Origin of the sequence: Rhodanobacter sp. Col0626 (assembly GCF_049994385.1) — a bacterium.
Taxonomy (GTDB): Bacteria; Pseudomonadota; Gammaproteobacteria; order Xanthomonadales; family Rhodanobacteraceae; genus Rhodanobacter.
The window spans coordinates 3,126,074-3,151,395 of sequence record NZ_CP188260.1; the positions used below are offsets into that span (position 1 = coordinate 3,126,074).

Sequence of the window (25,322 nt, forward strand, 5' to 3'; positions counted from 1 at the left end):
CCTGCTTCGCAGGGAACAGCAGAGCTGGCGAGCCTATCCGCCCCTCTCTGCTTAGTGGGGGGAGCACAGCAAAGCGGCGGCTTGTGCAGTGCGTCAAGTTGTGCGGCTTTGATTGCGGAGTAAAAGGTGACCTGCGGGCCGGACTGCGGTAGATTCGGCGTCATACAGGGGCGGGGTCGGGTCTGGTTATGTCATCTCAATTGCAACCGTCGCTCGCGGGTCTATCCGGCATGGCGCGCCGGCTGGTGTCCGAAGGCGTCATGCCGGAGGACGATGTCCGCCGGGCCATGGTCGACAGCGGCCAGCAGAAGGCTTCGCTGAGCGCCTGGCTGCTGGACCACAATCTTGTCGACAGCGGCGAACTCACGCGGATCGCCTCGGCCGAATTCGGCATGCCGACGATGGACGTGACGTCGATCAATCCGGCCGCCATGCCGCTGAACCTGATCAGCGAGGCATTGATCACCAAGCATCAGGCGTTGCCGCTGTTTCGTCGCGGCAAGCGGTTGTTTGTCGGCATTGCCGATCCGATGCAATCGCATGCGCTGGACGAGATCAAGTTCCACTCCAACTGCATGGTCGAACCGATCCTGGTGGAGCGCAGTTCGCTGCAGCGGGTGATCGAAAGCCTGCTCAACAGCATGCGCGACACCATGCCCGAAATGGGCGGCGGTGAACTGGACGAGCTGGATCTCGAAGGCGGCGACGGCGAAGCCGAGTCGACCGGTATCGACGCCACCGCCAGCGACGACGCGCCGGTGGTTAAGTTCGTCAACAAGATCCTGGTCGACGCGATCCGCCGCGGCGCCTCGGACATCCACTTCGAGCCATTCGAAACCCAGTACCGGGTGCGTCTGCGCATGGACGGCATGCTCAAGGCCGTGGCCAGCCCGCCGATGAAGATGGCCAACCGCATCTCCTCGCGCATCAAGGTGATGGCGCAGCTGGATATCGCCGAGAAGCGCGTGCCGCAGGATGGCCGCATCAAGCTCAACCTGTCCAAGACCCGCGCGATCGACTTCCGCGTGAGCACGTTGCCCACGCTGTTCGGCGAGAAAATCGTGCTGCGTATCCTGGATGGCTCGTCGGCCAAGATCGGCATCGAGAAGCTCGGCTACGAGCCGGAGCAGCAGAAGCTGTACGTCGACGCTATCCACAAGCCTTACGGCATGGTGCTGGTCACCGGCCCCACCGGCTCGGGCAAGACGGTGTCGCTGTATACCGGCCTGAACATGCTCAACACCGCCGAGCGCAATATCTCGACGGTGGAAGACCCGGTGGAAATCCGCGTCGAAGGCATCAACCAGGTGCAACAGAACGTGAAGCGCGGCATGACGTTTGCCAGCGCGCTGCGCTCGTTCCTGCGCCAGGATCCGGACGTGATCATGGTCGGCGAAATCCGCGACCTGGAAACTGCAGAAATCGCGATCAAGGCCGCGCAGACCGGTCACATGGTGTTGTCCACCCTGCACACCAATGACGCGGCGCAGACCATCGCGCGCCTGATGAACATGGGCATCGCGCCGTACAACATCACCTCGTCGGTCACCCTGATCATCGCCCAGCGCCTGGCGCGACGCCTGCACGAGTGCAAGAAGCCGATGGAGCTGCCGCCGCAGGTATTGCTGGCCGCCGGCTTCACCCAGGCCGATATCGATGCCGGGCTCACTGTTTACGAAGCCGTTGGCTGCGACAGTTGCAACGAAGGCTACAAGGGTCGCGTGGGCATCTATCAGGTGATGCCGATGCTGGAAGATATCCAGAAGATCATCCTGCAAGGCGGCAACGCACTGCAGATCTCCGAGGTTGCCAAGGCCGCCGGGGTGAACGACCTGCGCGCGTCGGCCCTGCTCAAGGTGAAACAGGGCCTGACCAGCCTCACCGAGATCGACCGCGTCACCAAGGAATAAGTGGTGGATCTGCGACGTCCGTAGCATTGAACTTGCGTCCGGCACCACGGTTGGCGCCACAGAAATGACATAAGCTGCACGAATACCTTGTCAGCCGTCCACCTGGATGGCTCCGGGATTGAACCAGGGGGAACATGCGCATGGCCACGGCTACCGCAAACGCAAACAAGACGCGGGCGCTCGGCGCCCAGCGTGCCGAAGTCAGCAGGCTGACCACCTACGACTGGGTTGCGCTGGACAAGCGCGGCAAGCGCATGAAAGGCGACATGCCTGCGAAGAACGCCTCGCTGGTGAAGGCGGAGTTGCGTCGCCAGGGTATGAACCCGCAAACCGTGCGCGAGCGCTCCAAGCCGTTGTTCGGCGCCACCGGCAGCACGGTCAAGCCGGGCGATGTCGCCGTCTTCAGCCGCCAGATCGCCACCATGATGGCGTCCGGCGTGCCGATGGTGCAGTCGTTCGACATCATCGCCGACGGCCAGAAGAACATCCGCTTCAAGAACATCCTGCTCGATGTGAAACAGAACATCGAAGGCGGCGCGGCGCTGCATGAAGCGCTGGCGCGCTATCCGGTGCAGTTCGACGAGCTGTATTGCAACCTGGTGCATGCCGGCGAGACGTCCGGCGTGCTGGATACCGTGCTGGACACCGTGGCTACCTACAAGGAGCGCACGGAAGCGATCAAGAAGAAGATCAAGAAGGCACTGTTCTACCCGATGATGGTGCTGGCTGTGGTGTTCATGGTCTGCCTGATCATGCTGCTGTTCGTGGTGCCGGTGTTCGCCAAGACCTTCAAGGACGCCGGCGCGCAGTTGCCCGCGCCGACGCAATTGCTGGTTACCGCCTCGGAGTTCATGCAGAGCTATTGGTGGGTCGTGATCGGCGTGGTTGCCGGCAGCATCACCGCATTGATCGTTGCCAAGAAACGTTCGCTGAAATTCGCCCATTTCCTCGACCGCATGGCGTTGAAGATGCCGGTGATGGGCAATATCGTGCGCAACTCGGCGATCGCCCGTTTCGCCCGCACGCTTGGCGTCACCTTCCGCGCCGGCGTACCGCTGGTCGAGGCGCTGGATGCCGTGGCCGGCGCCACCGGCAGCGTGGTTTACGGCGATGCGGTCAAGCAGATGCGTGACGACATCTCGGTCGGCCACCAGTTGCAGCTGGCGATGAAACAGACGGCCCTGTTCCCGAACATGGTGGTGCAGATGACCGCGATCGGCGAGGAATCCGGCGCGCTGGACAACATGCTGTTCAAGGTCGCCGAGTTTTACGAGGAAGAAGTCAGCAACGCCGTCGACACCCTGTCCACCCTGCTCGAACCGATCATCATGGTCGTGCTCGGCACCTTGGTAGGCGGCATGGTGATCGCCTTGTACCTGCCGATCTTCAAGCTCGCCGGCACGTTCTAAGCCTTTGAAAGCCCCTCCCCCTTGGCGACCTGAGGAGTTCCCTTGCAGGTGAGAGGGGCTGGGGTGAAAGGTGCCCGAAGCGATGATTCACAAACCACCGCTACCTACCAGAACCCTTGCCATAGCGAAGACGCTGAGAACCACCAGCACCGACGCTGAATCCAAACTCTGGTACCACCTGCGCGCCCGACGCCTCGACGGACTCAAGATCCGCCGCCAACATCCCATTCCGCCGTACGTCGCGGATTTCTATTGCGAAGAGCTCAAGCTGGTCATCGAGCTCGATGGTTCGCAGCATAGCGAAGAGGCCGATCTTACGCGCACAAGCGCATTGGAGCGCCAAGGTTTGCTTGTCTTGAGGTTTTGGGACAACCAGGTGCTTCAGGAGATTGAGGCGGTACTTGAGGCGATCTTGAATGTTGCGCGGGGGCGGAGCGGTGGTTGAGGCAATGTTGAATATCACGCGGGACCGCACCCTCTCCCCAACCCCTCTCCCGCAGGGAGAGGGGCTTTTGAGCTTGAAGCCTGAAGCAGAGTTCGAGCGCGCCGCGATCAAGCCCCTCTCCCTGCGGGAGAGGGGTGGGGGTGAGGGTACGGCCGGAGCGATCAGCACAAACAAGCCACGATCTGCTTATTCCAAGATTCTGAAATAATCAAATGCTGCGGAAGAATGAAGGCGTGGTTGAGGCAACGTTTAATATGGCGCGAGAACCGCACCCTCTCCCCAACCCCTCTCCCAATGGAGAGGGACTTTAAAGCTCAACTAGGCTGACAGATGCCCGAACTTCCCCTTGTGGTCTGGATCATCCTGGCCGGCGTGCTCGGCCTGTTGGTGGGCAGTTTTCTCAATGTAGTTATCCTGCGGCTGCCGGAGCGGATGGCTGCGGGTTGGCGGCGGGAGGCGCGGGATGTGCTGGAGCTGGAGGCCGACACTGCCCCGTTGCCGCCGGGTATCGTGCGCGAGCCGTCGCATTGCCCGCAGTGCAAGCATCCGTTGTCGGCGTTGGACAATATCCCGCTGTTCGGCTGGTTGTTGTTGCGCGGTCGCTGCCGTTATTGCCACACGAAGATCTCGATCCAGTACCCACTGGTGGAGTTGCTCAGTGGCGTACTCAGCGCGGTGGTCGTCTGGAAATTCGGGCCGTCGTGGGCGGCGCTGGCGGGGTTGGCGCTGACCTGGACGCTGATCGCCCTCTCCGGCATCGATTTCCGCACCCAGCTGCTGCCAGACCAGCTGACATTCCCGCTGCTTTGGCTGGGTCTGCTGCTGTCGTTGCTGCCGATGTTCGTCACCGCGCCATCGGCGATCATCGGCGCAGCGATCGGTTACCTGAGCCTGTGGAGCGTGTACTGGCTGTTCAAGTTGCTTACCGGCAAGGAAGGCATGGGTTACGGGGATTTCAAGCTGCTCGCCGCGCTGGGCGCATGGATGGGGCCGGTGGCGTTGTTGCCGATCATTCTGCTGTCGTCCCTGATCGGCGCGCTGGTCGGCGGCACCCTGATCGCGCTGCGCAGGCACGACCGCGACATCCCGATGCCGTTCGGCCCGTTCATCGCGGCTGCCGGCTGGGTCTGGTTCGTCGCCGGCCATGGGCTGTTGCAAAGCTATATGCAGTTGACGGGCCTGCGATGAGCGACCGGCCGCACGCTCTGGTGATCGCGCTCACCGGTGGCGTCGCCGCCGGCAAGACTGCGGTCGCACGACGTTTCGAAGCGCTGGGCGCGCATGTGCACGATGCCGACGTGGCCGCCCGTGAAGTGATCGAGCCCGGCACAGCGGGGTTGGCCGCCGTGGTCGATGCATTCGGCAGCGAGTTGCTGGATCCGGCAGGCCGGCTGGATCGCCCGGCGATGCGCCAGCGCGTGTTTGCCGATCCAACCGCACGCAGGAAGCTGGAGGCGATCATCCATCCGCGCGTACGCCAGTGGTTGCGCGACCGCACGCTGGCCGAGCGCGGCCCGTACTGCCTGCTGGCAATTCCGTTGCTGGCGGAAAACATCGACCACTATCGCTGGGTCGACCGTGTTCTTTTGATCGACGTGCCCGAATCCGTACAGGTCGCGCGGTTGATCGCCCGCGACAACATCGACGAAACACTGGCCCGACGCATGCTGTCCCAGCAGGCCAGCCGCACCGAACGGCTCGCTCTGGCTGACGACGTGATCGAGAACAGCGGCGACGAATCCGCGCTCGACACGGCGGTCGCCGAGCTGCACCAACGTTATCTCGCGCTGGCCACGCAACGCCCCACTCCGTAGAACGGCCCGGCCGGCAGGCACGCGCGCACCCCACGGGCTAAAATGCGCGAATTCCCCCTTTCGGCCCACCGATATGCAGCATCTGACCATCGTCACCACCGGCGGCACCATCGACAAGATCTATTTCGACGACAAGTCGGACTACAAGATCGGTGCGCCGCAGATCGGCGACATCCTCGGCCAGCTCGGGGTGGCGTTCCAGTTCGACGTGATCCCGATCCTGCGCAAGGACAGCCTGCACATGGGCGCCGAGGACCGCGCGCTGGTGCGCTCGACGATCGAAGCGCAGCCGCATCGCCATGTGCTGGTGACCCACGGCACCGACACCATGGTCGAGACCGCTCGCGAACTGGCGGAGATCGAGGGCAAGGTGATCGTGCTGACCGGCGCGTTGAACCCGGCGCGCTTCCAGGGTTCCGATGCGGTATTCAACATCGGTTGTGCGGTGGCCGCGGTGCAGACCCTGCCCGACGGCGTCTACATCACCATGAACGGACGCGTATGGGATCCGGCCAAGGTGCGCAAGAACCGCGACGCGAACCGGTTCGAGGAAGTCACCGGTTAGGCCCGCGCCCGCGGGGCGAAAAAACATTGAGACGGCTGAAGATGGGGCCCTTTTCCTTCTCCCGCCGGCGACCTTGGGAGTCCCCTTGCGGGTGAGAAGGTGGCGCGCAGCGACGGATGAGGGTTCGGGCGAAGCAAGACACGTGGCCAGCCCGAACCTCATCCCAACCCCTCTCCCGAAGGAGAGGGGTCAAAAGGGCCATGGCCCGTTGCAGGACTTACCAGGTTGCCTTCAGCGATACACCGGAGAATGCCGAGTAGCCGCGCAGTTTGACGTAATACGTGGCTGCCGCCGGTGAATTGAACGTGCAGGTTTCTGCGTTTCCGCTCACGTACGGACGGCAGTCGTAGCTGCTGGTGGTCGGCGCGGAACCTTTCTTGACATAGAGGTCCGCGTCACCCGTGCCACCGGAGCTGGCGATGGTCAGCTTGGTTCTGCCGGCAGGAATGGTAACGGTGTAGCTCAGTTCCTGATTGGCAGAGCCGGACTGGCCGGTCACCGGCACGCCATTCTGCAGGCCACCGCTGCCGCCGCCACCGACGGTGAAGGACGCCTTGACGGTGACACCGGAGTACGCCGCATAGGCATGGGCCTTGACGTAGTACTTGCCGGCGCTCGGTGCTGCCACGGTGCAGCTCTCGGCGTTACCGCTCTTGTACGGACGGCAGTCGTAGCTGCTGGTGGTCGGGGCGGAACCGAACTTGGTGTACAGGTCGGCATCGCCGCTGCCCCCGGAGATCGACATCACCAGATTGGTGGCGCCGGCCGGCACGGTGATGAAGTAGTCGTTGTCGGCACCCGTGGCCGCTGACACGCCGGTGACGCCCACGTTGTTTTGCAGCTCGGTGGTGCTGCCGCCAGGATCGCCGCCGCCCGGGCAGGTCACGCCGACGCCGGCGAATGCCGCGACCACGTCACTGACGCTGTAGCCGAGGTCGGTCGCTGCCGACTCCACGCCGCAGGCGCCGGAGTTGAACGTCGAGGTGGCCGTCCAGTACGACTTGTTCGCCAGTGCATATACCTGGAAGGCCTTCTTGGCATCCCAGCCACTGGTCTTGGCCAGCAGGCAGTACGACTTGTTGTAAACGCCGCTGGAGTAATGCACGTCGAGACCGGAGTTGTAGTCAGCCGCGTTGTCGATCGAGCCGCCATCCTGCGGCGGGTTGCACATGTAGCGCAGTGCGTTGCCGATGCCGGCGCTGGTCTTGACGATGTCCGCGCCGACCAGGAAATCGGCCGCGCCACGGTCGTAGAACTCGGCCGCTTCGCCAGCGATGTCCGAATAGGCTTCGTTCATGCCGCCGGACTGGCCGTCGTATTCCAGGCCCGAGTTCTGCTCGGTGTAGCCGTGGCTGATCTCGTGGCTGGTCACGTCCAGCGACACCAGCGGATAGAACGTGCTGGCACCGTCACCGAAGTACATCGCCGAGCCGTCCCAGAACGCGTTCTCGTAGTTGGACAGATAATGCACTTTCATCACCAACTGCATGTTCAGCGGCGGCGCACCGGTGTAGCTGTTGTACATGTCGTGCACCACGCCACCGAAATGATGGGCGTCGTTGACCGGCGAATAGGCGCCGTTGATCGCATCGGTATTGCTGTTCGGGCAGGTGAAGCTGACCACCGAACCACCGCTGCTGCCGTGGTTGAGGTTGTAGGTCTTGACGTTGGTGTTGACCAGCGTGCAGGTGCTGCCGGACTGGGTCACGTCGAGCGCGGCGTAATCGGTACCGTAGGTGTACTGGCCGGTCTTCTGGTTGCCGCCGGGACCGGTGGCCGAAGCGTCGGTCAGACCCTCCCAGCTCTTGATCACCGCGCCGGTATTGGCATCGATGATCGCCGTGGGACGCGACGGATGGGTACCGCCGACGAAGTAGGACACGCGGTAAACCAGCTTGGTCGGACCGTTGTCCTGCGGATACACGAACAGGTCGGTTTTCTGGTTGGCCAGGGTGGCGCCACCGGTCAGCGTGGTGTGCGCGTGTGCCTTGAGCGCCGCGATGGCAGCGGCGGAATTCAGCCTCGGCGCCACCGACGCCAGATTGAGCTGCGCCTCCTGCAGCAATTCACCCGTGGCGCGCAGTGCGTTGCCCTGCGCATCCTGTACCACTGCAATGCTGCGGCCGTAAACCGGCACGCCGCGGAACATCTGCTGCTGACGCACCACCTGATGGCCGCCTGCGATGGCCACCGAACTGCGTGGCGCCAGCGTCATGTTCTGGCCAAGGTTCAGGTGCGCCGCCAGTGAACTGACGGGTACCGCTCCGAGGTTTTGTGCGTGCAGGGTTTGCGTGTTGGCGGCGGTGGCTGCCGACGCGGTGGCCATGCCAATGGCGGCAACCAGCAATTTCAAACGGAAATGGTTGGGCATTTAAGACTCCTAGACAATATTTCAGGACAAACGGCCCCGATGTGGCCGGCAAGCCCCATGCGAGAATTGCCGTGCAGGGCACGGCTCCATATTCATGAGCTGTCTAGCGATCCCAAAATACGTCCGTATCGGCTGCCTTCCCCCTGGCATTCCCTGCAAGGGCAGCGCGTGGACGCGTAGCTGCAAAACGGCTGTGGAAGCCGCTAAAGGATCATCCGTCAACCTCCCCGATGACGGATTCAGATACGTTATTACTTGCGACCGGCGGTAACCATCCGACTTTTTCCTACGCTTGGTGACGGCAGTCACAGCGCAGAAGATCAGTTTGATCACATGTGTGAAAGCCGCACGAAGAAACCGCCATGAAGGACCGCGGCACGACACTTCCCGCATTGCAGCGGGGCCGGATGCAGAGAAATAAGTTGCGGAACTCCCGTCGCTGCCGTTGCGGCAACTTCAGAGCATGCCGGTTTCGAGCTTCGCGGCATCGGACATCATCGAATGGCTCCATGGCGGGTCGAAGACCAGATCCACATCCGCCTCGGACACCGTCGGGATCATCTCCAGCTTGGTGCGCGCGTCGTCCACCAGGATGTCGCCCATGCCGCAGCCCGGCGCCGTCAGTGTCAGCTTCACGTAGACCTTGCGCTCACCGGATTCGGTCTGTTCCAGGCTCAGGTCGTAGACCAGCCCCAGCTCGACCACGTTCACCGGGATTTCCGGATCGAATACGGTGCGCAGCTGATCCCATGCCAGTTTTTCCACATCCGCATCGGTAGCGTCGGCGGGCACTTCGATCGGCGCCGGCTTCTCTTTACCCAACGCATCGGCGTCATTGCCGGCGATGCGAAACAGGTTGCCTTCCACATAGACGGTGAAGCTGCCTCCCAGCGCCTGGGTGATGTAACCGATCTGGCCGGCAGGCAGGCTCACCACCTCACCTTGCGGCACCATCACGGCGCTGCAGTCACGCAACAGGGTGAAGGGTTCGCTGCTTAAACTGAAACCACTCATGCCACTCGCCAATTCTGTGTTGCGGGCACGACCACGCGTCGGACCCGGGTTGTCCATTATGCCGCCCGCGACACGTGGCCGCTTGTCCCAGATCAGGCCGGAATCGCCGAACTCAAGGCAATACCGTCGCCCGTCACGTTATGATGGCTGCTTTGCCCGATGGATAACCGCATGCCTCCAGCCGCCTCGACGTACCGTCGCCGATGAGCGCGCGCCATGTATTGCTGTTCGTGTTTTCCCTGTTCTGCGCCGTCATGCTCGGCCTCGCTGCCGGTGCGGTATGGATGGTGATAACGCTGTATCTGCGCCACCCGCTGCCGTGGCTGGCGTTACCGATCGGCGCATCGCTGGGCTGGACCATCCGCAACACCGTACGCCCGGCGGGAACCGGCGCCGCCGTGCTGGCCGCGTGCGCCACCCTGCTGGCCGCCATCTACGTCAACATGCTGATCGCCGCCGTGCTGATTGCGGGCAACATGGGCATGGGCCTGGTCGACGCCATGCGTACCGCCGGCACCGGCATGTTGTGGCAACTGACACGGCTGGCGTTGTCGCCGGCGGATATCGGCTGGACCGTACTGGCGATGCTGCTGGCAGCCTGGCTGGCCTGGCGCAAACCGCGCAAGGCCTGACCGAGCCGTCGTAGGAGCCCGCTCGCGGGCGATGCTCTTTCTTTGGGACACACGAGACAAGAGCATCGCCCGCGAGCGGGCTCCTACAGGGAGTGCGAGCGAATCAGGCGTCGATGTCCTTGACCGCCGTCACCAGCTCGCCCACGGCAGCCTGTCCATCGCCGTAAAGCATGCGGGTGTTGTCGGCATAGAACAGCGCGTTCTCGATACCGGCGAAGCCGGTGCCCTTGCCGCGCTTGATCACGATCACGTGTTTTGCGTTGCCCACGTCGAGGATCGGCATGCCGTAGATCGGCGAGGCCGGGTCAGTCTTGGCCAGCGGGTTGACCACGTCGTTCGCACCGATCACCAGCGCGACGTCGGTGGCCGGGAATTCCGGATTGATGTCGTCCATGTCGGCGATCAGGTCGTACGGCACGCCGGCCTCGGCCAGCAGCACGTTCATGTGGCCGGGCATGCGGCCAGCCACCGGGTGAATCGCGAACTTCACCTTTACGCCGCGCTTGATCAGCAACTGCGCGAACTCCCACACCTTGTGCTGCGCCTGCGCCACGGCCAGGCCGTAACCGGGCACGATCACCACGCGTTCGGCATAGGCCATCATCACCGCGGCATCGGCCGCGTCGACCGGCTTCTGTGCACCCTCGATCGCCTGCGCCTCACCGCCTGCAGCGCCGAAGCTGCCGAACAACACGTTGCCGATCGAACGATTCATCGCCTTGGCCATCAGCTGGGTCAGCAGCGTACCGGCCGCGCCGACCACCATGCCGGCGATGATCATCGCCTCGTTGCCCAGCACGAAGCCTTCGAACGCCACCGCCAGTCCGGTGAACGCGTTGTACAGCGAGATCACCACCGGCATGTCGGCGCCGCCGATCGGCAGCGTCATCATCAGCCCGAACAACAGCGCCAGCACGAAGAACGCCACGATCAACGGCACGCTGGCATGGCCCGTGGCGAGCACGATGCCGACGATCACCGCCGCCGCCAGCAACAACAGGTTGACCACCCGCTGGCCGGGGAACACGAAGCGCTTGTCCAGCCATCCCTGCAACTTGGCAAAGGCAATCAGCGAACCGGAGAAACTCACCGCGCCGATCAGCGCGCCGAGCACGCCCAGCGCCAGCTCCACCGGCGACAGCATCGGCGGCAAGCCGTTGATCGCCCATGCTTCCGGACGCAGCGGCGAGGTATCGGGAACGGCATGCAGCAACCCTGACGACCGCGCGTAGCCGATCAACTCGACCGCCCCGATCGCGGCCGCCGCACCGCCGCCCATGCCGTTGTACAGCGCCACCATCTGTGGCATCGCCGTCATCGCCACCCGGCGACCGCTCCACCATGCGGCGCTGACGCCGATCAGCACCGCGGCGACGATCAGGCTGCGATTGTGCATATCCGGCAGGAAGAACGTGGCCAGCACCGCCAGCAACATGCCGTAGCCGGCCCATACGATGCCGCCGCGCGCAGTGCGCGGCGAACTCATGCGCTTGAGGCCGAGGATGAACAGCAGCGCGGCGAGGAAATAACAGCCCTTGATGAGATCCGGCAGCCAACTCATTTCGCGGCTCCCTTGCCCGCATCCGGCTTGCTGGACTTGAACATCTCCAGCATCCGCTCGGTCACCACATAGCCCCCGGCCGCATTGCCTGCACCCAGCAGCACGCCGACGAAACCGATGGCGATTTCAAATGGCGTCTGCGCGTGGCCTAGCGCGATCATCGCCCCAACCAGCACAATGCCGTGGACAAAGTTGGAGCCGGACATCAGCGGCGTGTGCAGGATCACCGGCACCCGCGCAATGATTTCATAGCCGGTGAACGCGGCCAGCATGAAGATATACAGCGCCAGGAAACCGTCGATCATGACCCCATCCCCAGTGAGAGCCGCCCGCCAGGACGTCGAGTTTGCATCATACGGGTGCCGGTCAACCCGCGCGAGCCTGCCGCGTTGATTACGGGGACCGAACCGCTGGAGCCCGAGGATGCGTCAACCGACGATGCGGACGATGCGCCCATGAACACCACGGCAGCCACGCTCGATGCGAACCTGCTGGATGACACCCGCGAGACGCCAGCCACGCTCGATGCGTTCCTGGCGCAGGTCGAACGGCGCGCTTTCCGCATGGCCGAGTTGCAGCTACGCCAGCGCGAGGACGCGATGGATGCGGTACAGGACGCGATGCTGCGCCTGGTCAAGCACTACCGCGACAAACCGGCCACGGAATGGGCGCCGCTGTTCTGGGGCATCCTGCGCCGGCGGGTCGTGGATCTGCAGCGCCGCCGCAAGGTGCGCTCGATCGTGGTGGGCTGGCTCGGCGGTGGCCGCGACGACAACGGCGATGATCTTCCGGTATGGGAGCCCCCCGATCACGGCCCCGGTCCGCTGGAACGGTTGCATGATGTGCAGTCTTATGCGGACATGGCCGCCGCGGTCAGGCAGCTGCCGCAACGCCAGCGCGAAGCCTTCATCTTGCGCATGCTGGAAGGGCTCGATGTGGCGGAAACCGCCCGCGTCATGGGCTGCTCGGAAGGCAGCGTAAAAACCCATCTGTCACGTGCCATGCATCATCTGCGCGATCAACTGGAGGACTGGCGATGACCTCGTCCGATAAGAACCGCCCTGACCAACATCTGGAACACCGCGCACGCGAACTCTGGCACGCGGCCGCCCAACGCATTGATCCGGCCACCGCCGGGCGCCTGCGTGCGGCCCGCCGAAAGGCACTCGAACCATCCCGGGCCACGCCCCACCACACCATCCGCTGGCTGATCCCGACCGGCGCCTTTGCGGTGATCGCGCTAGCGGCGATGATGGTGTGGCAACCGCTGCCGCAGCGTCATGCAGCCACCTCGACGCAGGCAGTCAACGCGGCCGACACGACGACGGACCTGGACAACGACCTGCCGCCGGATGCCGACAAAACCGATCCCAACCTCTACCAGAACCTCGACTTCTACGGCTGGCTGGCCGCCAACGACAGTCCACCGGCAAATCGCTGAGCCATGACCAGAATCCTTCGCTCGATCATGCCCTTGCTGCTTGCCGTCCTGCTCGGTGGCATCACCGCGGCGCCGTTGCATGCCCAGGAGGTCACGCCACCGCCACCCCGTCGCGACATGCCACCACCGCAGCCATGGAACAGCCTCGACCCGGCCCAGCGTGAAGTGTTGGCACCGCTGCAGCAGGAGTGGAACGGCATGCCTCCGCGCAAGCAGGCACACATGCTGAAGCGCGCCGAGCACTGGGTGACGCTGCCGCCACCCGAACGCGAGGAAGTGCGCCAGCGCATTGCCCGCTGGCAACTGATGACGCCGGCCGAACGCCGGCAGGCGCGCGAGAACATGCGCAAATTCCACCAACTGCCACCGCAGCAGCGCGAGCAGTTGCACAACACCTTCGAACGCTTCCAGCACCTGCCGCCGGCACAGCGCGAGAAACTGATTCGCGAATGGCATGCGCTACCTCCCGCCGAACGCCTGCACTGGGACGAGCGACGCGGACACGGCCATCCGCCACCACCAGGTGGTTCCGGCGGTTTCTGATCCACGCCGCCCCGCCTTGCGCGGGGCATTTTCATTGATCGCCATGCCGGCTCCTCCCCTGCTGCACGGAGGGGTTCGCTCTTGATTTTCGCAGCTAGCCCGAGCAACCCCCTCCCAGCCTCCCCCTGCACGCAGGGGGAGGAGCAAAAGCCAAGGGCGAGGTGAAGTTTTGCACCGTGCCAGCTCCCTCCCCTGCATTGCGGGGGGAGGGGTTGGGGTGGGGTTCGCTCTTGATCTTCGCGGCCAGCCCGAGCACCCCCTCCCAGCCTCCCCCTGCACGCAGGGGGAGGAGCAAAAGCCAAGGGCGAGGTGAAGTTTTGCACCGTGCCAGCTCCCTCCCCTGCTTTGCAGGGGAGGGTTGGGGTGGGGTTCGCTCTTGATCTTCGCGGCCAACCCGAGCACCCCCTCCCAGCCTCCCCCTGCACGCAGGGGGAGGAGCAAAAGCCTAAGGGTGAGTCGGACTATCGTGCGGGCCCAGCTCCCTCCCCTGCTCTGCAGGGGAGGGTTGGGGAGGGGTTCGCTCTTCAGATCAGCCGGTAAAGCGGCTTTCTCCCGCGTGGCTCAGGCAACTTTTCGCTACCAGCTCATCGTCGAAATCCGGCTTCAGTTCGCCGTTACGCACCAGCAGTTCGACAAAGTTGTACACATTGCGCGCGTACATCTCCGACGCATGCAGCGGCGCCCCGGCGGGCAGGTTCAGCGGCCCCAGGATCACCACGCCGCCGTGCTCGACCCGCTCGCCGGGGCGGGTCAGTTCGCAATTGCCTCCGCCTTCCGCGGCCAGGTCGACGATCAGTGCCCCCGGCTTCATGCCTTCGACCATCGCCGCGCTGAGGATCTTCGGCGCCGGGCGCCCAGGTACCGCGGCGGTAGTGACGATCACGTCGATCGATTTCAGATGATCGGCCAGTGCTTGCTGCTGCGCGGCGCGCTCCTCGGCCGACAGTTCGCGCGCATAACCGCCGCTGCCGACGGCGCTGACGCCGAGATCGAGGAACTTCGCACCCAGCGATTCGATCTGCTCTCGCGTCTCCGGGCGCACGTCGTAGCCTTCGATTTGTGCGCCGAGCCGGCGTGCGGTGGCGATGGCCTGCAGGCCGGCCACGCCGGCGCCGATCACAAGCACCTTCGATGGACGGATGGTGCCGGCCGCGGTCGTCAGCATCGGAAAGAATTTCGGCGACGCCTCGGCGGCGATGAGCATCGCGCGATAGCCGGCCACCGCCGCCTGCGAGCTCAACACGTCCATCGCCTGCGCCCGGGTCGTACGCGGCAACAGCTCCAGCGAAAACGCGGTCAGCTTGCGCGCGGTCAATGCGGCGATCCGTTCACCCGCACCGTACGGGCGCAGCTGGCCCACCACTACGCTACCTTCGCGCAGACCAGCGAATACCGCATCGTCCGGCGGCAGCACGCAAGCCAGCAAGTCGGCTTGCGCCAGCACTCCGGAAGCATCGGCAAATTCCGCGTCGGCGTATGCGCCATCAGGGAAGCCCGCGGCGCGACCGGCATCGTGTTCCAGCAAGACGTGCAGGCCCTTGCCGTGCAGCTTCTTCGCCATCTCGGGCGTGATCGCCACGCGACGCTCCCGGGCGGCAGTTTCACGCAAGGCGGCAACGGTGATCGGCATGGTCAATCCCCTCTGGATGGTCCGGTCATCTTAGGGCATCTCGAAAACCCCGGCTCGAGATGCCGCGCCAATCGTGCGCGAGGCTCCGGCACGGCGGGGCGTCCGGTTTTGATTCGGTGCGATGCAAAAGAGTAAGCTGGTCCGCCGGCACGCGCGAGCAACGCCCGGGGTCATCGATGGAGATCCCGATGCCTGCAACTTCCCATGCTTTCGACGACCTGCTGGCGCTGGCGCGCACCGCTCGCGAGAAGGCCTATGCGCCCTATTCCCGCTTCCAGGTCGGCGCGGCATTGCTGACCCGGGACGGACGACAATTCAGCGGTTGCAACGTGGAGAACGCCGCCTACGGCCTGTGCAACTGCGCCGAACGCACTGCCTTGTTCAGCGCCATCGCCGCCGGCTGTCAGCCGGGTGATTTTGCGGCGCTGGCGGTGATCGCCGACACCGAAAACCCGGTGGCCCCCTGCGGCGCCTGCCGTCAGGTGATGTCCGAATTGTGCAACGACATGATGCCGGTACTGCTGGCCAACCTGCGTGGCGATACCCAGCTGACCAGCGTAACCGCACTGTTGCCCGGCTCATTCAAGCTGCCCTTGACCGCGTGACGGTTCGCGCCCCCGCAATCGGCCAGCTAGCATGGGTCTCCCCGCTTTCAACGAGCCGATCCATGTCCCCTGCCCTGTCCCTGCTCCAGCAACGCCACTCCGCGCCCTCGCGTCAACTGGGGGAGCCTGCGCCTGACGAGGCGACGCTGCAGGCGCTACTGGAAGCCTCGATCCGCGTGCCCGACCACGGCAAGCTCGTGCCGTTCCGGTTGCTGCGCCTGCAGGGCGACGCGAAGCTGGCATTCGGCGAACAGCTGGCCGCCATCGCGATCCGGAACGACCCCGACATGTCCGAATCCAAACAGGAGAAGGAACAGCTGCGCTACACCTTCGCGCCATTGGTGATGGTGGTTGTCGCCTGCCTGCATGCCGAAAGCAAGGTGCCGGAAATCGAACAGAAACTGTGCGCCGGCAACGTGGCCTACAACATCCTGCTCGGCGCGTACGCACTGGGCTACGGCGCGCAATGGCTGACCGGCTGGGCCGCCTACGATCCCGAGGTGGCAACCCTGCTGAAGCTGTCGGCACACGAGCACGTGATCGGCTTTGTCCATCTGGGCACACCGCAGATCGAGATACCCGACCGTGACCGTCCTGCACTGGCCGATCTGCTCGACACATGGACGCCGTGAACGAAGCCGCGAACGGACGTCCAGCCGTCCATCTGATCGACGGAAGCCTGTATGTGTTCCGCGCCTGGCATTCCATGCCCGACGAGTTCTTCGATGCCGAAGGCCACCCGGTCAATGCCGTGCACGGCTACACCCGGTTCCTGTGCGAACTGCTGGAACGGGTACAGCCCGAGCACGTCGCCGTGGCGTTCGATGCCTCACTGACCAGCTCGTTCCGCAACACCATCTACCCGTCCTACAAAGCCAACCGTGAACTGCCGCCGCCGGCCCTCGAGCGGCAGTTCGTGCAATGCCGCGCGATCACCGAAGCACTCGGTGTGCATCTGATGATCGACCACAGTTTCGAGGCCGATGACCTGATCGGCAGCACGGTGTGGAATCTGCGTGCGCTGGGTTGGCGCAGCGTGATCGTTTCCGCCGACAAGGACTTCGGCCAGTTGCTGGGCGAACACGACGAACAGTGGGATTACGCCCGCGGCGTGCGCTGGGGGCCACCGGGCGTGCATGAAAAGCTCGGCGTGCATCCGCACCAGGTCGCCGACTACCTCGCGCTGTGCGGGGACGCGGTGGACAACATCCCCGGCGTACCGGGCATTGGCGCGAAAACCGCCGCCGCCCTGCTCAGCCACTTCGGCAGCCTGGACATTCTGCTCGACCGCATCGACGAGGTCGCCTTCCTGCGTTTGCGTGGCGCCCTGGCCTGCGCCGCGAAACTGCGTGAGCACGCCGAGAACGCGCGACTGTATCGCCGACTCACCCGGATCGCCCTGGATGCACCGGGCGCCAGCACCATCGACATGCTGCAGCGCCAACCGCGCGAATCCGCCCAGCTCGACGATTTGTGCGAGCAGTTACGCTTCGGAGCGTTCACCCGCAGTCGTCTGCGCGCGCTGTTGCGCTGAGGTCGGCAACGCGGTTGTCGCTGCCAGCCGGAACGGTCACCATGGCCGCTGGCCCTCCAGCACGTGATCGCCCATGAACGATGTCCACGACCGCATCCCCGCCGACGCCAGCGCCCCCGTGGAAACCCTGTGCGAAGGACGCTGGCTGAGCCTGCGCAAGCGCGGACGCTGGGAATATGCCGAGCGCAACAATCCGGGCGGCGCGGTGATCATCCTGGCGGTGACGCCGGCGGACAACGTGCTGTTCGTCGAGCAATACCGCGTGTCGATCCTGCAGAACACCATCGAGATGCCCGCCGGCCTGGTCGGTGACCTGGTCGACCAGCCCGACGAGAGCGCCTTGCTGGCGGCACAGCGCGAACTGGAGGAGGAAACCGGCTACCGCTGCCAGCGGGTTGAATTCGTCCACCGCGGCCCGTCCTCGTCCGGCATGAGCACCGAAATGATCACCTTCGCCCGCGCGTGGGACCTGGAAAAGGTCGGCTCCGGTGGCGGCGACGACACCGAGAACATCGTGGTGCACGAAGTCCCGCGCAGCGAAGCCGGCGCATGGCTGTTTGCGCGCGCCGCCGAAGGCTATTCGATCGACCCGAAGCTGTTCGCCGGGCTGTGGTTCATCGAGCACACCGGCCGATAGACCGCGTCCGCATGGTCGAAGGCGCCCGTCTTGCCACGTCGGGCGCACGTTCTGCGCCAGGGAAACGATCCAGGCCTAAAGATTCCGCCAGGGCGGCCGACTTTGAGAGTGTCGGCCGTGGTTCCGGCCGGTTTGCTGCCTGACCTTTCTTACGGATTCGTGCCCATGAAAACGCTGCTGCTTTCTGCTTCGCTGCTGTTCCTCCCGGTCGTCGCCCACGCCGCCTGCGCGCCCACCGATTTCGCCATCAAGGACTTCAAACCGTCATCCAATGGCGGTGGCGCCGCCATTCGCCTGAGTCTCAGCGGCGAACTGGTCAACAACTGCGCCGAGCCGGCTGCCGCGCAGATCAGCATCGAGGCCAAGGACGCCAGCGGCAAGGTGCTCCAGGCCAAGCAGGGCTGGCCGGCCGGTACCACCAACATCGCCCCGGGCGAGGCGGCCAAATTCGATCTCGGCCGACGCTTCCGCTTCCAGTCGGACATGGCCAGTTACACGGTCAGCGTGATCGCCGTACGCGCCTGGTAAGTCATCGCCCGGCCAGGTCGCACGCAAACGTGGCCCCGCGAGGGGCCTTTTGCGTTGCCGTCATCGGGTGAAAGTATCGCCGGTTGCCTTGCGCACCGGCGATACGGAGCCGCTGCTCAGTGCAGCACGAACAGTTTGTCGAAACCGGCTACGCGCAACGTGCTGCGCAATTCAGTGTCGGCATTGACGATGCGGATCTCGGCCCGGTCGGCGCCGGCATGTTCGCGCAACAGCAGCAGCATGCCGAGTGCCGAACTGTCCATGCGGGTCACCTCGCCGAGATCGATCACATAACTGCGGGCGCTGGCACCGCTGATCAGGCACGCATCGTGGAAATCGCGATGGATGCTGAAATCGAAACGCTCGCCCAGTTGCAGGGTCAGGCAATCGTGCTCGGTGTCGTGGTGGACGATCATGCTGTACTCCTCAGAACAATTCGATTTCGCCGGCGTCCATCGAGCTCTGCAACGCCGGTCCACGTGAACGCAGGCGCGCCTTTTCGCGCTGGATCGCCAACCGGCTGCGCACCCTTTGCGCATGTTCGGCCAGCGTGTCGGCGTCGACCGGCGCGCAGGCCAGCTCCTCGATGTCGCGCGTGCATTCGCCCACGACTTCCTGCAGTTCGACCAGCCGGGTGCGCGTCTGCCGCAGCAACTGGCTGAGGATGTCCTCGAACTGCAGCGATCGGATAGTGGTGGAAACATCGCTGCCCAGACCGCGGTTGATCTCGACCACCTGGTCGGCGACCGCGCTGGTGCGCGCGTCGCTCTCGGTGACATGGGCCATCATCGCGTCGATGCCGCCCTTGGCGGACAGCGCTACGTTGAGATCCTGCGACGCCATCGTGCCGACCAGTCCGCGCAACTGCTCCATCGCGGTGCGGGCGCGTTCGACGTGGCTGCCGATCTGCTCGTTGAACTGGTTGGAGTTGCTGGCCAGGTTGCGAATCTCGCCGGCCACCACCGCAAAGCCGCGGCCTGACTCGCCCGCGCGCGCCGCTTCGATCGCGGCATTCAGCGCCAGCAGGTTGGTTTCCTCGGCGATGGTGTTGACGTTCTTCAACAGGCCGAACACGGCATCCATTTCCTTCGCCATGCCGTCGATGCGATAGACGATGCGCAGACTTTCGCGCGACATCTGCACGATCATGCCGACGAAGTGCTGCAGCAGGTCGCCGGTGCGGGCAGCGAAATCCTGCACCGACACGCCGCCGTTCTGCACGTCGATGATCTGTTTCAGCAATGACTGCTGCAGGCCGGTCTTGTGCGACAGGCCGTCGAAGCCGCCGCCCAGCTCGGACACCGCATCGCTCAGCAGGTCCAGCCCCTGGTGCAGCTCGCGGGTAGCGTGGCCCAGTTCGTCGACCAGGGCGCCACGTACGTCTTCCAGCGCCTCGCGCACGGGGGCGCTGTTGCTGGTGACAGCCGCCGCCGGTTTCATCGCCGGGCGACGCCGGCTCTCGACGATCCACACCGCGGTGACCCCGACGATCAGCAACGGCGCCAGCCAGGCGGGGTGCCACAGCAGCGACAGCAACAGCGCCAGCGTGCTGGCAATCCAGCCGCAGAGCGGACGATGGGCAAAATGCCGGAGGATGTGAGACAGAACAGCCATGAGCCGATATCCGGGGGTCAGGTGCGCGGAGCGCCATCGTGGGTTCGGCGCGCCAGCGTGAGCAGGCGCGCCGCCATGTGATCCAGCGGCAGCATTTCGGCTGCCGCACCAAGCTTCCAGGCAGCACCGGGCATGCCCCATACCACCGAGCTGGCTTCGTCCTGCACCAGGGTCGTGGCGCCGGCCTGCTTCAGTTCGAGCAGCCCGCGCGCGCCGTCGTCGCCCATGCCGGTCAGCAGCGCGGCGATGGTGCCGGCGCCGGCACTCGCCGCCATGGAACGGAACAGCACGTCCACGCTGGGCTTGTGCCGGTTCACCGGCGGACCGTCATGCAGCCGGCACACGTACCTGGCGCCGTCCCACATCACCAGCAGATGGCGGTTGCCGGGCGCGATGTAGGCATGCCCGGTCTGGATCGGCTGGCCGTCCTGGGCTTCGCACACGCGCATCGCCGAACACCGGTCCATGCGCGTCGCGAACGGGCCACTGAACGCCGCCGGGATGTGCTGGGTGACCAGGATCGGCGGCGCGTCCGGTGGCATCGCTTCGAGCAACACGCGGACCGCCTCGGTACCGCCGGTCGAGGCGCCGATCACGATGATCGGGCTGCCGCCGCGGGTACCTGCCGACTGCGCGAGCGGCAGTACCGCATCGGCCGAGAGGCGGGGTGCCACCTCAAGCTTGCGCACCGACGTGCGTGCGCGTGGCTTCGCTTTCGCCGCCAGCTTGACCTTGGCGCAGATCTCCTCCGCGCTCGCGCCAAAACTGCTGGCCAGGTCGCTGCTGGGTTTGGTCAGGAAATCCACCGCGCCCAGTTCCAGCGCGCGCAACGTCACTTCGGCGCCCTGCACGGTCAGCGAGGACACCATCACCACCGGCATCGGCCGCAGCCGCATCAGGTTTTCCAGAAATGTCAGGCCGTCCATGCGCGGCATCTCGACGTCCAGCGTCAACACGTCGGGATTGAGCTGCTTGATCTTCTCGCGGGCAATCAGCGGGTCGGCAGCGGTGCCGACAACGTCGATCTCCGGATCGCAGGCAAGCATCGTCGTCATCAGCTTGCGTACCAACGCCGAATCGTCGACCACCAGAACACGCACTCTTTCCATTGCCATCCGTCTCACTTGCCAGAAAGCTCGAGCCGCGTCGCATTCGACGACGGCCTTGCCGGTTTTTCCGCGGTGCCAGGGCAGCCGCTAGAAAAGCTCGACCTCACCCTTTATCGGGTCATTTGCCAAACGCTTGAGGTAAATGCGCTCATCGGATACCAGCGCCACGTCGTCGTGACGGCGCAGCATGCGCACGCGTACCCGGCCGCTGTTGGGGAAGAACTGCACTTGCCGCGGATACACGTCACCGAGATCCGATGCGCACAGGTTCAGTTTTTCCGTGGCGATGTAACGCTGAACAAATTCGATGTTGCGCTGGCCGATGTCGGTCAGCTGGGCCAGCACGCGGCCACCGCCGAAAATCTTGACCTGCAGGTCGGCACGCTGCCCGCCGGCAGCAAGAATCGCGTTGATCAGTTGCTCCATCGCATCGCTGCCGTAACGCGCCGCACGGCCTACCGTGGCAGTCCAGCTGTCACGCTCGCCGCGCGGCTCGGGCAACATGAAATGATTCATGCCGCCGATGCCGCGGCGCGCGTCATGGATGCACGCCGATATGCACGAACCGAGCACGGTGGTGACCAGCTCGTCCAGGGTGCTGACGTAGAACTCGCCCGGCAACACCTTTACGGTCATGCACGACTGGGCCGGATCCCAGTATCGGCGCAAGTGCTCGAAACCCGGCAACACGGCAGTATCGGCCGATGCGCCGGAACGTCTGTCGGTCAGCAGGGTCATCAACCGAGTTTCCGGTAGACCGTGCGCCCGATCAGCTCGAACTCGTCGTTGATGCCGTGCAGCGACTCGGAGTGGCCGAGGAACAGGTAGCCACCGGGCGGCAGCAGTTCCGCGTACCGACGAAACAGTCGCTGTTTGGTCGGCTGGTCGAAATAGATCACCACGTTGCGGCAGAAGATCGCGTCGAACGGCCCGCGCATCGGCCACGGATGCAGCAGGTTGAGCGGCTCGATGGTGACCAGTTCGCGCAGGCGCGGATGCACGCAGGCCAACCCCGCGTAGTCGCCTTCGCCGCGCAGCATCCAGCGGCGGCAACGTTCCGCGCTGATGCCACTGATGCGCTCCAGCGGATACACGCCCCTGCGTGCGGTTTCCAGCGCCTGCGGCGACAGGTCGGTGGCCAGGATCTTCGCATCCAGCCTGCTGCCTGTCTGTTCGAGCGCCTCGGCCAGCACCATCGCCAGCGCGTAGGGCTCCTCGCCGCTGGAACAACCCGCCGACCAGATCCGCAGGCGATCGCCTTCGCGGCGTTTGTCGTGCAGCCAGTGCGGCAACAGTTGGTTGACCAGCAGATCGTAATGGTGCGCTTCGCGGAAGAACGCCGTCACATTGGTGCTTATGGCGCTGGCCAGTTCGCCCAGCTCGCTTTGCGGATCGCGTCGCAGCAACTCGCAGTAACCACCGAAATTCGACAAGCCCAGGGCACGCAGACGACGGAACAGGCGACCTTGCACCAGCTGGCGTTTGTGCTCGCCCAGTGCGATGCCACAGTGTTCGAGCACGAACGCGCGCAGATACTGGAAGTCGGCATCGCCCAGCAGGGGGCCACCACCGACCAGGGTGGCGGCGCCGTCATCGAACGTGGCAGGCACCGCGCTCACGGTCAGAATTCCTTCCACACGCCCGTGGCGGCGGGTGCTTCTACCGCTGCACGCGCCGGACGAGCCGGCGCCGGCGAGGTATTGCGCACGGCGGCGAACACGGCCTCGGCTTCGGCGGCGACCGTCTGTGCACGCGCCGACTCGGACCGCGCGGCCACGGCCGCGCCACTGTTGCCCAATTGGAAGAAGCCGACCTGCTGGGTCAGCTCGCCAGCCTGCTCCTGCATGGCGCGGGCAGCGGCGGCAGCCTCTTCGACCAGGGCGGCGTTCTGCTGGGTCATCTCGTCCATCTGCATCACGGCATTGTTGACCTGGTCGATGCCGGCAGACTGCTCCTGGCTCGCCGCGGCGATCTCGGCCACGATGTCGGTGACTTTCTTCACGCTGTCGACGATTTCGGCCAACGCCTTGCCGGACTGGTTCACCAGCTCCGACCCGCTGCGCACCTTGTCCGCGCTGTCGTTGATCAGCCCCTTGATTTCCTTCGCGGCACCGGCGCTGCGCTGGGCCAGACTGCGTACCTCGGTGGCCACCACGGCGAAGCCGCGACCCTGCTCGCCGGCTCGCGCCGCTTCCACGGCGGCGTTCAGCGCCAGCAAGTTGGTCTGGAAGGCGATCTCCTGGATCAGCCCCACGATATCGGCAATCTTGCTGCTGGACGCGTTGATCTCGCTCATCGCGATGATCGCCTTGCCCGCCACCTCGCCACCGCGCTCGGCCTGCTCGCGGGCACCGCGCGCCAGCTGGTTGGCGTGGCTGGCGTTCTCCGCGTTCTGCTTGACGGTGGAGGTCATCTCCTCCATCGACGAAGCGGTTTCCTCCAGGCTGGAGGCCTGTTCCTGCGTGCGCTGGCTGAGGTCGTCGTTGCCGTGCGCGATCTGCTGTGCCGCCGTGCTGACCGCATCGGAGCCGCGACGCACTTCGCCGACGGTCAGCGTGAGCCGTTCGTCCATCAAGCGGAACGCTTCCAGCAGGCGACCCAGTTCATCCTTGCGGCGGGTGACGATGTTGTGCCCGAGCTGACCCTGCGAAATCGCATTGGCCACGCGCACCGCCCGGTTCAGCGTGCCGACGATCGAACGGATCATGAAGAACGCCATCAGCACGGCCAGCAGCATGCCGGCGCCGAGCGCGCCGAACGTCATGACGCGGATGCGCTGGTAGCTGGTCACCGCCGACTCGTATTGCAGGCGGCTTTCGTCGACCTGCATGGCGATCAGCTTGTTCATCTCCGAACCCATGATCGACACGTTCGGCAGCACGTCGGAATACAGCAGGCTGGTGGCGCCGTCATCGGCCTGGTTCAGGCCGTCGACGATCTCGGACATCGAGGATTCCACGTCGCTGCGGGCACTTTCGAAAGCGCTCCACTGCTTCTTCACCGCCGGCGACATCCGGGTCGCGCCCAGCTTCTTCAGCAGGGCCGCGTCGGTGGCCTGGGCCTTGGCCACTTCGTCGAGCTTCTGCTTGACGATCGCCTTGTCGTCCTTGTGGAACGCCGCCTCGCTCAGCGAAATGAAACTGTTCAACGACCCGCGCGCCACATCGTTGATGTTGGTCAGCGGAATCAGTTCTTCCTGGTAGATCTGGCGCGCGCTCTCGTTCGCCCTGGCCATGCCGCCGAGCCCGATCCAGGCGCCCACCAGCAGCATTGCGCACAACAGGCCAAGCACGCCGGTCAGGCGGGCCTTGACGGTCAACGTGGTCAGGCGGGACAGGCGCGCCATCAAATTCTTCATCTTCATCTCGATTCCCGGGTCAGGCGGCAACTTCAACTTCCTGGATGGTCGGCAACGCCGCATCCAGAGTTTCCACGTCCTCCGGACGCATCAGCATTTCCACGTCCAGAAGCATCACCATCCGCTCGACATGGGTGGCAAGCCCTTTCAGATAGCGGGTATCCACCACCGCGCCCATGTCGGGCACCGGCTTGACCGCTGCCGGATCGATGTCGATCACGTCGGAGACGGCATCCACCACGATGCCGAACAAGCGCTCGCCGATGGCGACGATGATCGTCACCGTGTCATCGCCGTAGCTCTCGCGCGTCAGCCCGAAGCGCAACCGCAGATCCATCACCGGCACGATCGCGCCACGCAGGTTCAGCACGCCGAGCACGTAATCGGGCGTCTGCGGAATGCGGGTGACACGCGACCAGCTGCGGATCTCGCGTACGGCAAGGATGTCCACGCCGTACTCTTCGTCGGCCAGGCTGAAAGTGAGTTGTTGCAACAGCTGCACCGTCGCCAGTTTGTCTTCGTACATGAGCATGTAACCTCGTGGCGGACGTCTGCGAACGTCCTTTGCCTTGTCTGTGTCGGCGGTAGCGGCGGAAACTTGA

Annotated in this window: 27 protein-coding genes; 15 read left to right on the forward strand and 12 right to left on the reverse strand. The window is 64.6% G+C overall.

Annotated features, from left to right (window positions below):
• Window positions 1–188 precede the first annotated feature (188 nt).
• From pilB to ACPPVV_RS13685, 6 genes are all read left to right on the forward strand, one after another.
• Window positions 189–1,910: a type IV-A pilus assembly ATPase PilB gene (gene pilB, locus ACPPVV_RS13660; RefSeq protein WP_426700432.1), complete on the forward strand. Its 1,722-nt coding sequence runs from the start codon at window positions 189–191 to the stop codon at window positions 1,908–1,910.
• A 140-nt stretch (window positions 1,911–2,050) separates the two neighbouring features.
• Entirely contained in the window at window positions 2,051–3,319 is a 1,269-nt protein-coding gene (locus tag ACPPVV_RS13665; RefSeq protein WP_426700433.1) for a type II secretion system F family protein, read from the forward strand.
• Between the two features lie 70 nt (window positions 3,320–3,389).
• Complete coding sequence (locus ACPPVV_RS13670; RefSeq protein ID WP_426700434.1) at window positions 3,390–3,764, forward strand: endonuclease domain-containing protein; 375 nt, start codon at window positions 3,390–3,392, stop codon at window positions 3,762–3,764.
• Window positions 3,765–4,094: 330 nt separating this feature from the next.
• A complete protein-coding gene (locus ACPPVV_RS13675; RefSeq protein ID WP_426700435.1) occupies window positions 4,095–4,952 on the forward strand; it encodes a prepilin peptidase in 858 nt (285 codons plus the stop codon).
• Window positions 4,949–5,578 carry a dephospho-CoA kinase gene (coaE, locus tag ACPPVV_RS13680; protein WP_426700436.1) on the forward strand — a complete coding sequence of 210 codons (630 nt, stop codon included), beginning with the start codon at window positions 4,949–4,951 and terminating at the stop codon, window positions 5,576–5,578. Before ACPPVV_RS13675 ends, coaE begins: the two co-directional genes overlap by 4 nt.
• A gap of 73 nt (window positions 5,579–5,651) precedes the next feature.
• Window positions 5,652–6,143 carry an asparaginase domain-containing protein gene (locus tag ACPPVV_RS13685; RefSeq protein WP_426700437.1) on the forward strand — a complete coding sequence of 164 codons (492 nt, stop codon included), beginning with the start codon at window positions 5,652–5,654 and terminating at the stop codon, window positions 6,141–6,143.
• 217 nt (window positions 6,144–6,360) lie between these two features.
• Here ACPPVV_RS13685 and ACPPVV_RS13690 read toward each other — a convergent pair whose 3' ends face one another.
• Window positions 6,361–8,514 carry a M4 family metallopeptidase gene (locus tag ACPPVV_RS13690; protein ID WP_426700438.1) on the reverse strand — a complete coding sequence of 718 codons (2,154 nt, stop codon included), beginning with the start codon at window positions 8,512–8,514 and terminating at the stop codon, window positions 6,361–6,363.
• 456 nt (window positions 8,515–8,970) lie between these two features.
• Entirely contained in the window at window positions 8,971–9,528 is a 558-nt protein-coding gene (sufT, locus tag ACPPVV_RS13695; protein ID WP_426700439.1) for a putative Fe-S cluster assembly protein SufT, read from the reverse strand.
• A 203-nt stretch (window positions 9,529–9,731) separates the two neighbouring features.
• On the opposite strand from sufT, the gene ACPPVV_RS13700 reads away from it, so the two are divergent.
• Window positions 9,732–10,160, forward strand: coding sequence for a hypothetical protein (locus tag ACPPVV_RS13700; protein WP_426700440.1), 429 nt, complete (start codon window positions 9,732–9,734; stop codon window positions 10,158–10,160).
• 103 nt (window positions 10,161–10,263) lie between these two features.
• On the opposite strand, the gene ACPPVV_RS13705 is transcribed toward ACPPVV_RS13700, so the two are convergent.
• Together ACPPVV_RS13705 and ACPPVV_RS13710 are read right to left on the reverse strand one after the other, a co-directional pair.
• Window positions 10,264–11,721: an NAD(P)(+) transhydrogenase (Re/Si-specific) subunit beta gene (locus tag ACPPVV_RS13705; protein ID WP_426700441.1), complete on the reverse strand. Its 1,458-nt coding sequence runs from the start codon at window positions 11,719–11,721 to the stop codon at window positions 10,264–10,266.
• On the reverse strand, window positions 11,718–12,026 hold the full coding sequence (locus ACPPVV_RS13710; RefSeq protein WP_426700442.1) for an NAD(P) transhydrogenase subunit alpha: 309 nt from the start codon (window positions 12,024–12,026) through the stop codon (window positions 11,718–11,720). The genes ACPPVV_RS13705 and ACPPVV_RS13710 overlap by 4 nt, the downstream gene beginning before the upstream one ends.
• Before the next feature lie 150 nt (window positions 12,027–12,176).
• Between ACPPVV_RS13710 and ACPPVV_RS13715 the strand changes: the two genes are divergently transcribed.
• From ACPPVV_RS13715 to ACPPVV_RS13725, 3 genes are read left to right on the forward strand one after another with little or no spacing between them, the layout of a single operon-like run.
• On the forward strand, window positions 12,177–12,761 hold the full coding sequence (locus ACPPVV_RS13715; protein WP_426700443.1) for an RNA polymerase sigma factor: 585 nt from the start codon (window positions 12,177–12,179) through the stop codon (window positions 12,759–12,761).
• On the forward strand, window positions 12,758–13,162 hold the full coding sequence (locus ACPPVV_RS13720) for a hypothetical protein (protein ID WP_426700444.1): 405 nt from the start codon (window positions 12,758–12,760) through the stop codon (window positions 13,160–13,162). Before ACPPVV_RS13715 ends, ACPPVV_RS13720 begins: the two co-directional genes overlap by 4 nt.
• A gap of 3 nt (window positions 13,163–13,165) precedes the next feature.
• Window positions 13,166–13,705, forward strand: a complete 540-nt coding sequence (locus ACPPVV_RS13725; protein WP_426700445.1) for a DUF3106 domain-containing protein — start codon at window positions 13,166–13,168, stop codon at window positions 13,703–13,705.
• Between the two features lie 529 nt (window positions 13,706–14,234).
• On the opposite strand, the gene ACPPVV_RS13730 is transcribed toward ACPPVV_RS13725, so the two are convergent.
• Entirely contained in the window at window positions 14,235–15,335 is a 1,101-nt protein-coding gene (locus ACPPVV_RS13730) for an NAD(P) transhydrogenase subunit alpha (protein WP_426700446.1), read from the reverse strand.
• A 188-nt stretch (window positions 15,336–15,523) separates the two neighbouring features.
• On the opposite strand from ACPPVV_RS13730, the gene cdd reads away from it, so the two are divergent.
• The 5 genes from cdd (at window position 15,524) to ACPPVV_RS13755 (ending at window position 18,639) form a co-directional block, all read left to right on the forward strand.
• Window positions 15,524–15,940 (forward strand): cytidine deaminase, encoded by a 417-nt coding sequence (cdd, locus tag ACPPVV_RS13735; protein WP_426700447.1) that lies wholly within the window; start codon window positions 15,524–15,526, stop codon window positions 15,938–15,940.
• Between the two features lie 62 nt (window positions 15,941–16,002).
• The gene (locus ACPPVV_RS13740) at window positions 16,003–16,572 is read left to right on the forward strand and encodes a nitroreductase family protein (protein ID WP_426700448.1); all 570 of its coding nucleotides are present in this window, start codon (window positions 16,003–16,005) and stop codon (window positions 16,570–16,572) included.
• Window positions 16,560–17,474: a 5'-3' exonuclease gene (locus tag ACPPVV_RS13745; RefSeq protein WP_426700449.1), complete on the forward strand. Its 915-nt coding sequence runs from the start codon at window positions 16,560–16,562 to the stop codon at window positions 17,472–17,474. The genes ACPPVV_RS13740 and ACPPVV_RS13745 overlap by 13 nt, the downstream gene beginning before the upstream one ends.
• Window positions 17,475–17,547: 73 nt before the next feature.
• Window positions 17,548–18,111, forward strand: coding sequence for an NUDIX hydrolase (locus tag ACPPVV_RS13750; RefSeq protein ID WP_426700450.1), 564 nt, complete (start codon window positions 17,548–17,550; stop codon window positions 18,109–18,111).
• A gap of 165 nt (window positions 18,112–18,276) precedes the next feature.
• The gene (locus ACPPVV_RS13755) at window positions 18,277–18,639 is read left to right on the forward strand and encodes a hypothetical protein (RefSeq protein WP_426700451.1); all 363 of its coding nucleotides are present in this window, start codon (window positions 18,277–18,279) and stop codon (window positions 18,637–18,639) included.
• A 116-nt stretch (window positions 18,640–18,755) separates the two neighbouring features.
• Here the strand turns inward: ACPPVV_RS13755 and ACPPVV_RS13760 are convergent, their stop codons facing one another.
• From ACPPVV_RS13760 to ACPPVV_RS13790, 7 genes are all read right to left on the reverse strand, one after another.
• Window positions 18,756–19,055 (reverse strand): STAS domain-containing protein, encoded by a 300-nt coding sequence (locus ACPPVV_RS13760; RefSeq protein WP_426700452.1) that lies wholly within the window; start codon window positions 19,053–19,055, stop codon window positions 18,756–18,758.
• A 10-nt stretch (window positions 19,056–19,065) separates the two neighbouring features.
• On the reverse strand, window positions 19,066–20,253 hold the full coding sequence (locus tag ACPPVV_RS13765) for a methyl-accepting chemotaxis protein (RefSeq protein ID WP_426700453.1): 1,188 nt from the start codon (window positions 20,251–20,253) through the stop codon (window positions 19,066–19,068).
• Between the two features lie 17 nt (window positions 20,254–20,270).
• On the reverse strand, window positions 20,271–21,362 hold the full coding sequence (locus ACPPVV_RS13770; RefSeq protein ID WP_426703242.1) for a protein-glutamate methylesterase/protein-glutamine glutaminase: 1,092 nt from the start codon (window positions 21,360–21,362) through the stop codon (window positions 20,271–20,273).
• A gap of 87 nt (window positions 21,363–21,449) precedes the next feature.
• Entirely contained in the window at window positions 21,450–22,100 is a 651-nt protein-coding gene (cheD, locus tag ACPPVV_RS13775; protein ID WP_426700454.1) for a chemoreceptor glutamine deamidase CheD, read from the reverse strand.
• Window positions 22,100–22,981 carry a CheR family methyltransferase gene (locus tag ACPPVV_RS13780; RefSeq protein WP_426700455.1) on the reverse strand — a complete coding sequence of 294 codons (882 nt, stop codon included), beginning with the start codon at window positions 22,979–22,981 and terminating at the stop codon, window positions 22,100–22,102. The genes cheD and ACPPVV_RS13780 overlap by 1 nt, the downstream gene beginning before the upstream one ends.
• Before the next feature lie 2 nt (window positions 22,982–22,983).
• Window positions 22,984–24,726: a methyl-accepting chemotaxis protein gene (locus ACPPVV_RS13785; RefSeq protein WP_426700456.1), complete on the reverse strand. Its 1,743-nt coding sequence runs from the start codon at window positions 24,724–24,726 to the stop codon at window positions 22,984–22,986.
• Window positions 24,727–24,739: 13 nt separating this feature from the next.
• The gene (locus tag ACPPVV_RS13790) at window positions 24,740–25,246 is read right to left on the reverse strand and encodes a chemotaxis protein CheW (protein ID WP_426703243.1); all 507 of its coding nucleotides are present in this window, start codon (window positions 25,244–25,246) and stop codon (window positions 24,740–24,742) included.
• Between the last annotated feature and the right edge of the window lie 76 nt (window positions 25,247–25,322).

What these genes read in the sequence shown, in the direction of transcription:
- pilB (WP_426700432.1), top strand. Translation starts at nt 189, where the DNA reads ATGTCATCTCAATTGCAACCGTCGCTCGCGGGTCTATCCGGCATGGCG.
- ACPPVV_RS13665 (WP_426700433.1), top strand. Translation starts at nt 2,051, where the DNA reads ATGGCCACGGCTACCGCAAACGCAAACAAGACGCGGGCGCTCGGCGCC.
- ACPPVV_RS13675 (WP_426700435.1), top strand. Translation starts at nt 4,095, where the DNA reads ATGCCCGAACTTCCCCTTGTGGTCTGGATCATCCTGGCCGGCGTGCTC.
- coaE (WP_426700436.1), top strand. Translation starts at nt 4,949, where the DNA reads ATGAGCGACCGGCCGCACGCTCTGGTGATCGCGCTCACCGGTGGCGTC.
- ACPPVV_RS13685 (WP_426700437.1), top strand. Translation starts at nt 5,652, where the DNA reads ATGCAGCATCTGACCATCGTCACCACCGGCGGCACCATCGACAAGATC.
- ACPPVV_RS13690 (WP_426700438.1), bottom strand. Translation starts at nt 8,514, where the DNA reads ATGCCCAACCATTTCCGTTTGAAATTGCTGGTTGCCGCCATTGGCATG.
- sufT (WP_426700439.1), bottom strand. Translation starts at nt 9,528, where the DNA reads ATGAGTGGTTTCAGTTTAAGCAGCGAACCCTTCACCCTGTTGCGTGAC.
- ACPPVV_RS13700 (WP_426700440.1), top strand. Translation starts at nt 9,732, where the DNA reads ATGAGCGCGCGCCATGTATTGCTGTTCGTGTTTTCCCTGTTCTGCGCC.
- ACPPVV_RS13705 (WP_426700441.1), bottom strand. Translation starts at nt 11,721, where the DNA reads ATGAGTTGGCTGCCGGATCTCATCAAGGGCTGTTATTTCCTCGCCGCG.
- ACPPVV_RS13710 (WP_426700442.1), bottom strand. Translation starts at nt 12,026, where the DNA reads ATGATCGACGGTTTCCTGGCGCTGTATATCTTCATGCTGGCCGCGTTC.
- ACPPVV_RS13715 (WP_426700443.1), top strand. Translation starts at nt 12,177, where the DNA reads ATGAACACCACGGCAGCCACGCTCGATGCGAACCTGCTGGATGACACC.
- ACPPVV_RS13720 (WP_426700444.1), top strand. Translation starts at nt 12,758, where the DNA reads ATGACCTCGTCCGATAAGAACCGCCCTGACCAACATCTGGAACACCGC.
- ACPPVV_RS13725 (WP_426700445.1), top strand. Translation starts at nt 13,166, where the DNA reads ATGACCAGAATCCTTCGCTCGATCATGCCCTTGCTGCTTGCCGTCCTG.
- ACPPVV_RS13730 (WP_426700446.1), bottom strand. Translation starts at nt 15,335, where the DNA reads ATGCCGATCACCGTTGCCGCCTTGCGTGAAACTGCCGCCCGGGAGCGT.
- cdd (WP_426700447.1), top strand. Translation starts at nt 15,524, where the DNA reads ATGCCTGCAACTTCCCATGCTTTCGACGACCTGCTGGCGCTGGCGCGC.
- ACPPVV_RS13740 (WP_426700448.1), top strand. Translation starts at nt 16,003, where the DNA reads ATGTCCCCTGCCCTGTCCCTGCTCCAGCAACGCCACTCCGCGCCCTCG.
- ACPPVV_RS13745 (WP_426700449.1), top strand. Translation starts at nt 16,560, where the DNA reads ATGGACGCCGTGAACGAAGCCGCGAACGGACGTCCAGCCGTCCATCTG.
- ACPPVV_RS13750 (WP_426700450.1), top strand. Translation starts at nt 17,548, where the DNA reads ATGAACGATGTCCACGACCGCATCCCCGCCGACGCCAGCGCCCCCGTG.
- ACPPVV_RS13755 (WP_426700451.1), top strand. Translation starts at nt 18,277, where the DNA reads ATGAAAACGCTGCTGCTTTCTGCTTCGCTGCTGTTCCTCCCGGTCGTC.
- ACPPVV_RS13760 (WP_426700452.1), bottom strand. Translation starts at nt 19,055, where the DNA reads ATGATCGTCCACCACGACACCGAGCACGATTGCCTGACCCTGCAACTG.
- ACPPVV_RS13765 (WP_426700453.1), bottom strand. Translation starts at nt 20,253, where the DNA reads ATGGCTGTTCTGTCTCACATCCTCCGGCATTTTGCCCATCGTCCGCTC.
- ACPPVV_RS13770 (WP_426703242.1), bottom strand. Translation starts at nt 21,362, where the DNA reads ATGGAAAGAGTGCGTGTTCTGGTGGTCGACGATTCGGCGTTGGTACGC.
- cheD (WP_426700454.1), bottom strand. Translation starts at nt 22,100, where the DNA reads ATGACCCTGCTGACCGACAGACGTTCCGGCGCATCGGCCGATACTGCC.
- ACPPVV_RS13785 (WP_426700456.1), bottom strand. Translation starts at nt 24,726, where the DNA reads ATGAAGATGAAGAATTTGATGGCGCGCCTGTCCCGCCTGACCACGTTG.
- ACPPVV_RS13790 (WP_426703243.1), bottom strand. Translation starts at nt 25,246, where the DNA reads ATGTACGAAGACAAACTGGCGACGGTGCAGCTGTTGCAACAACTCACT.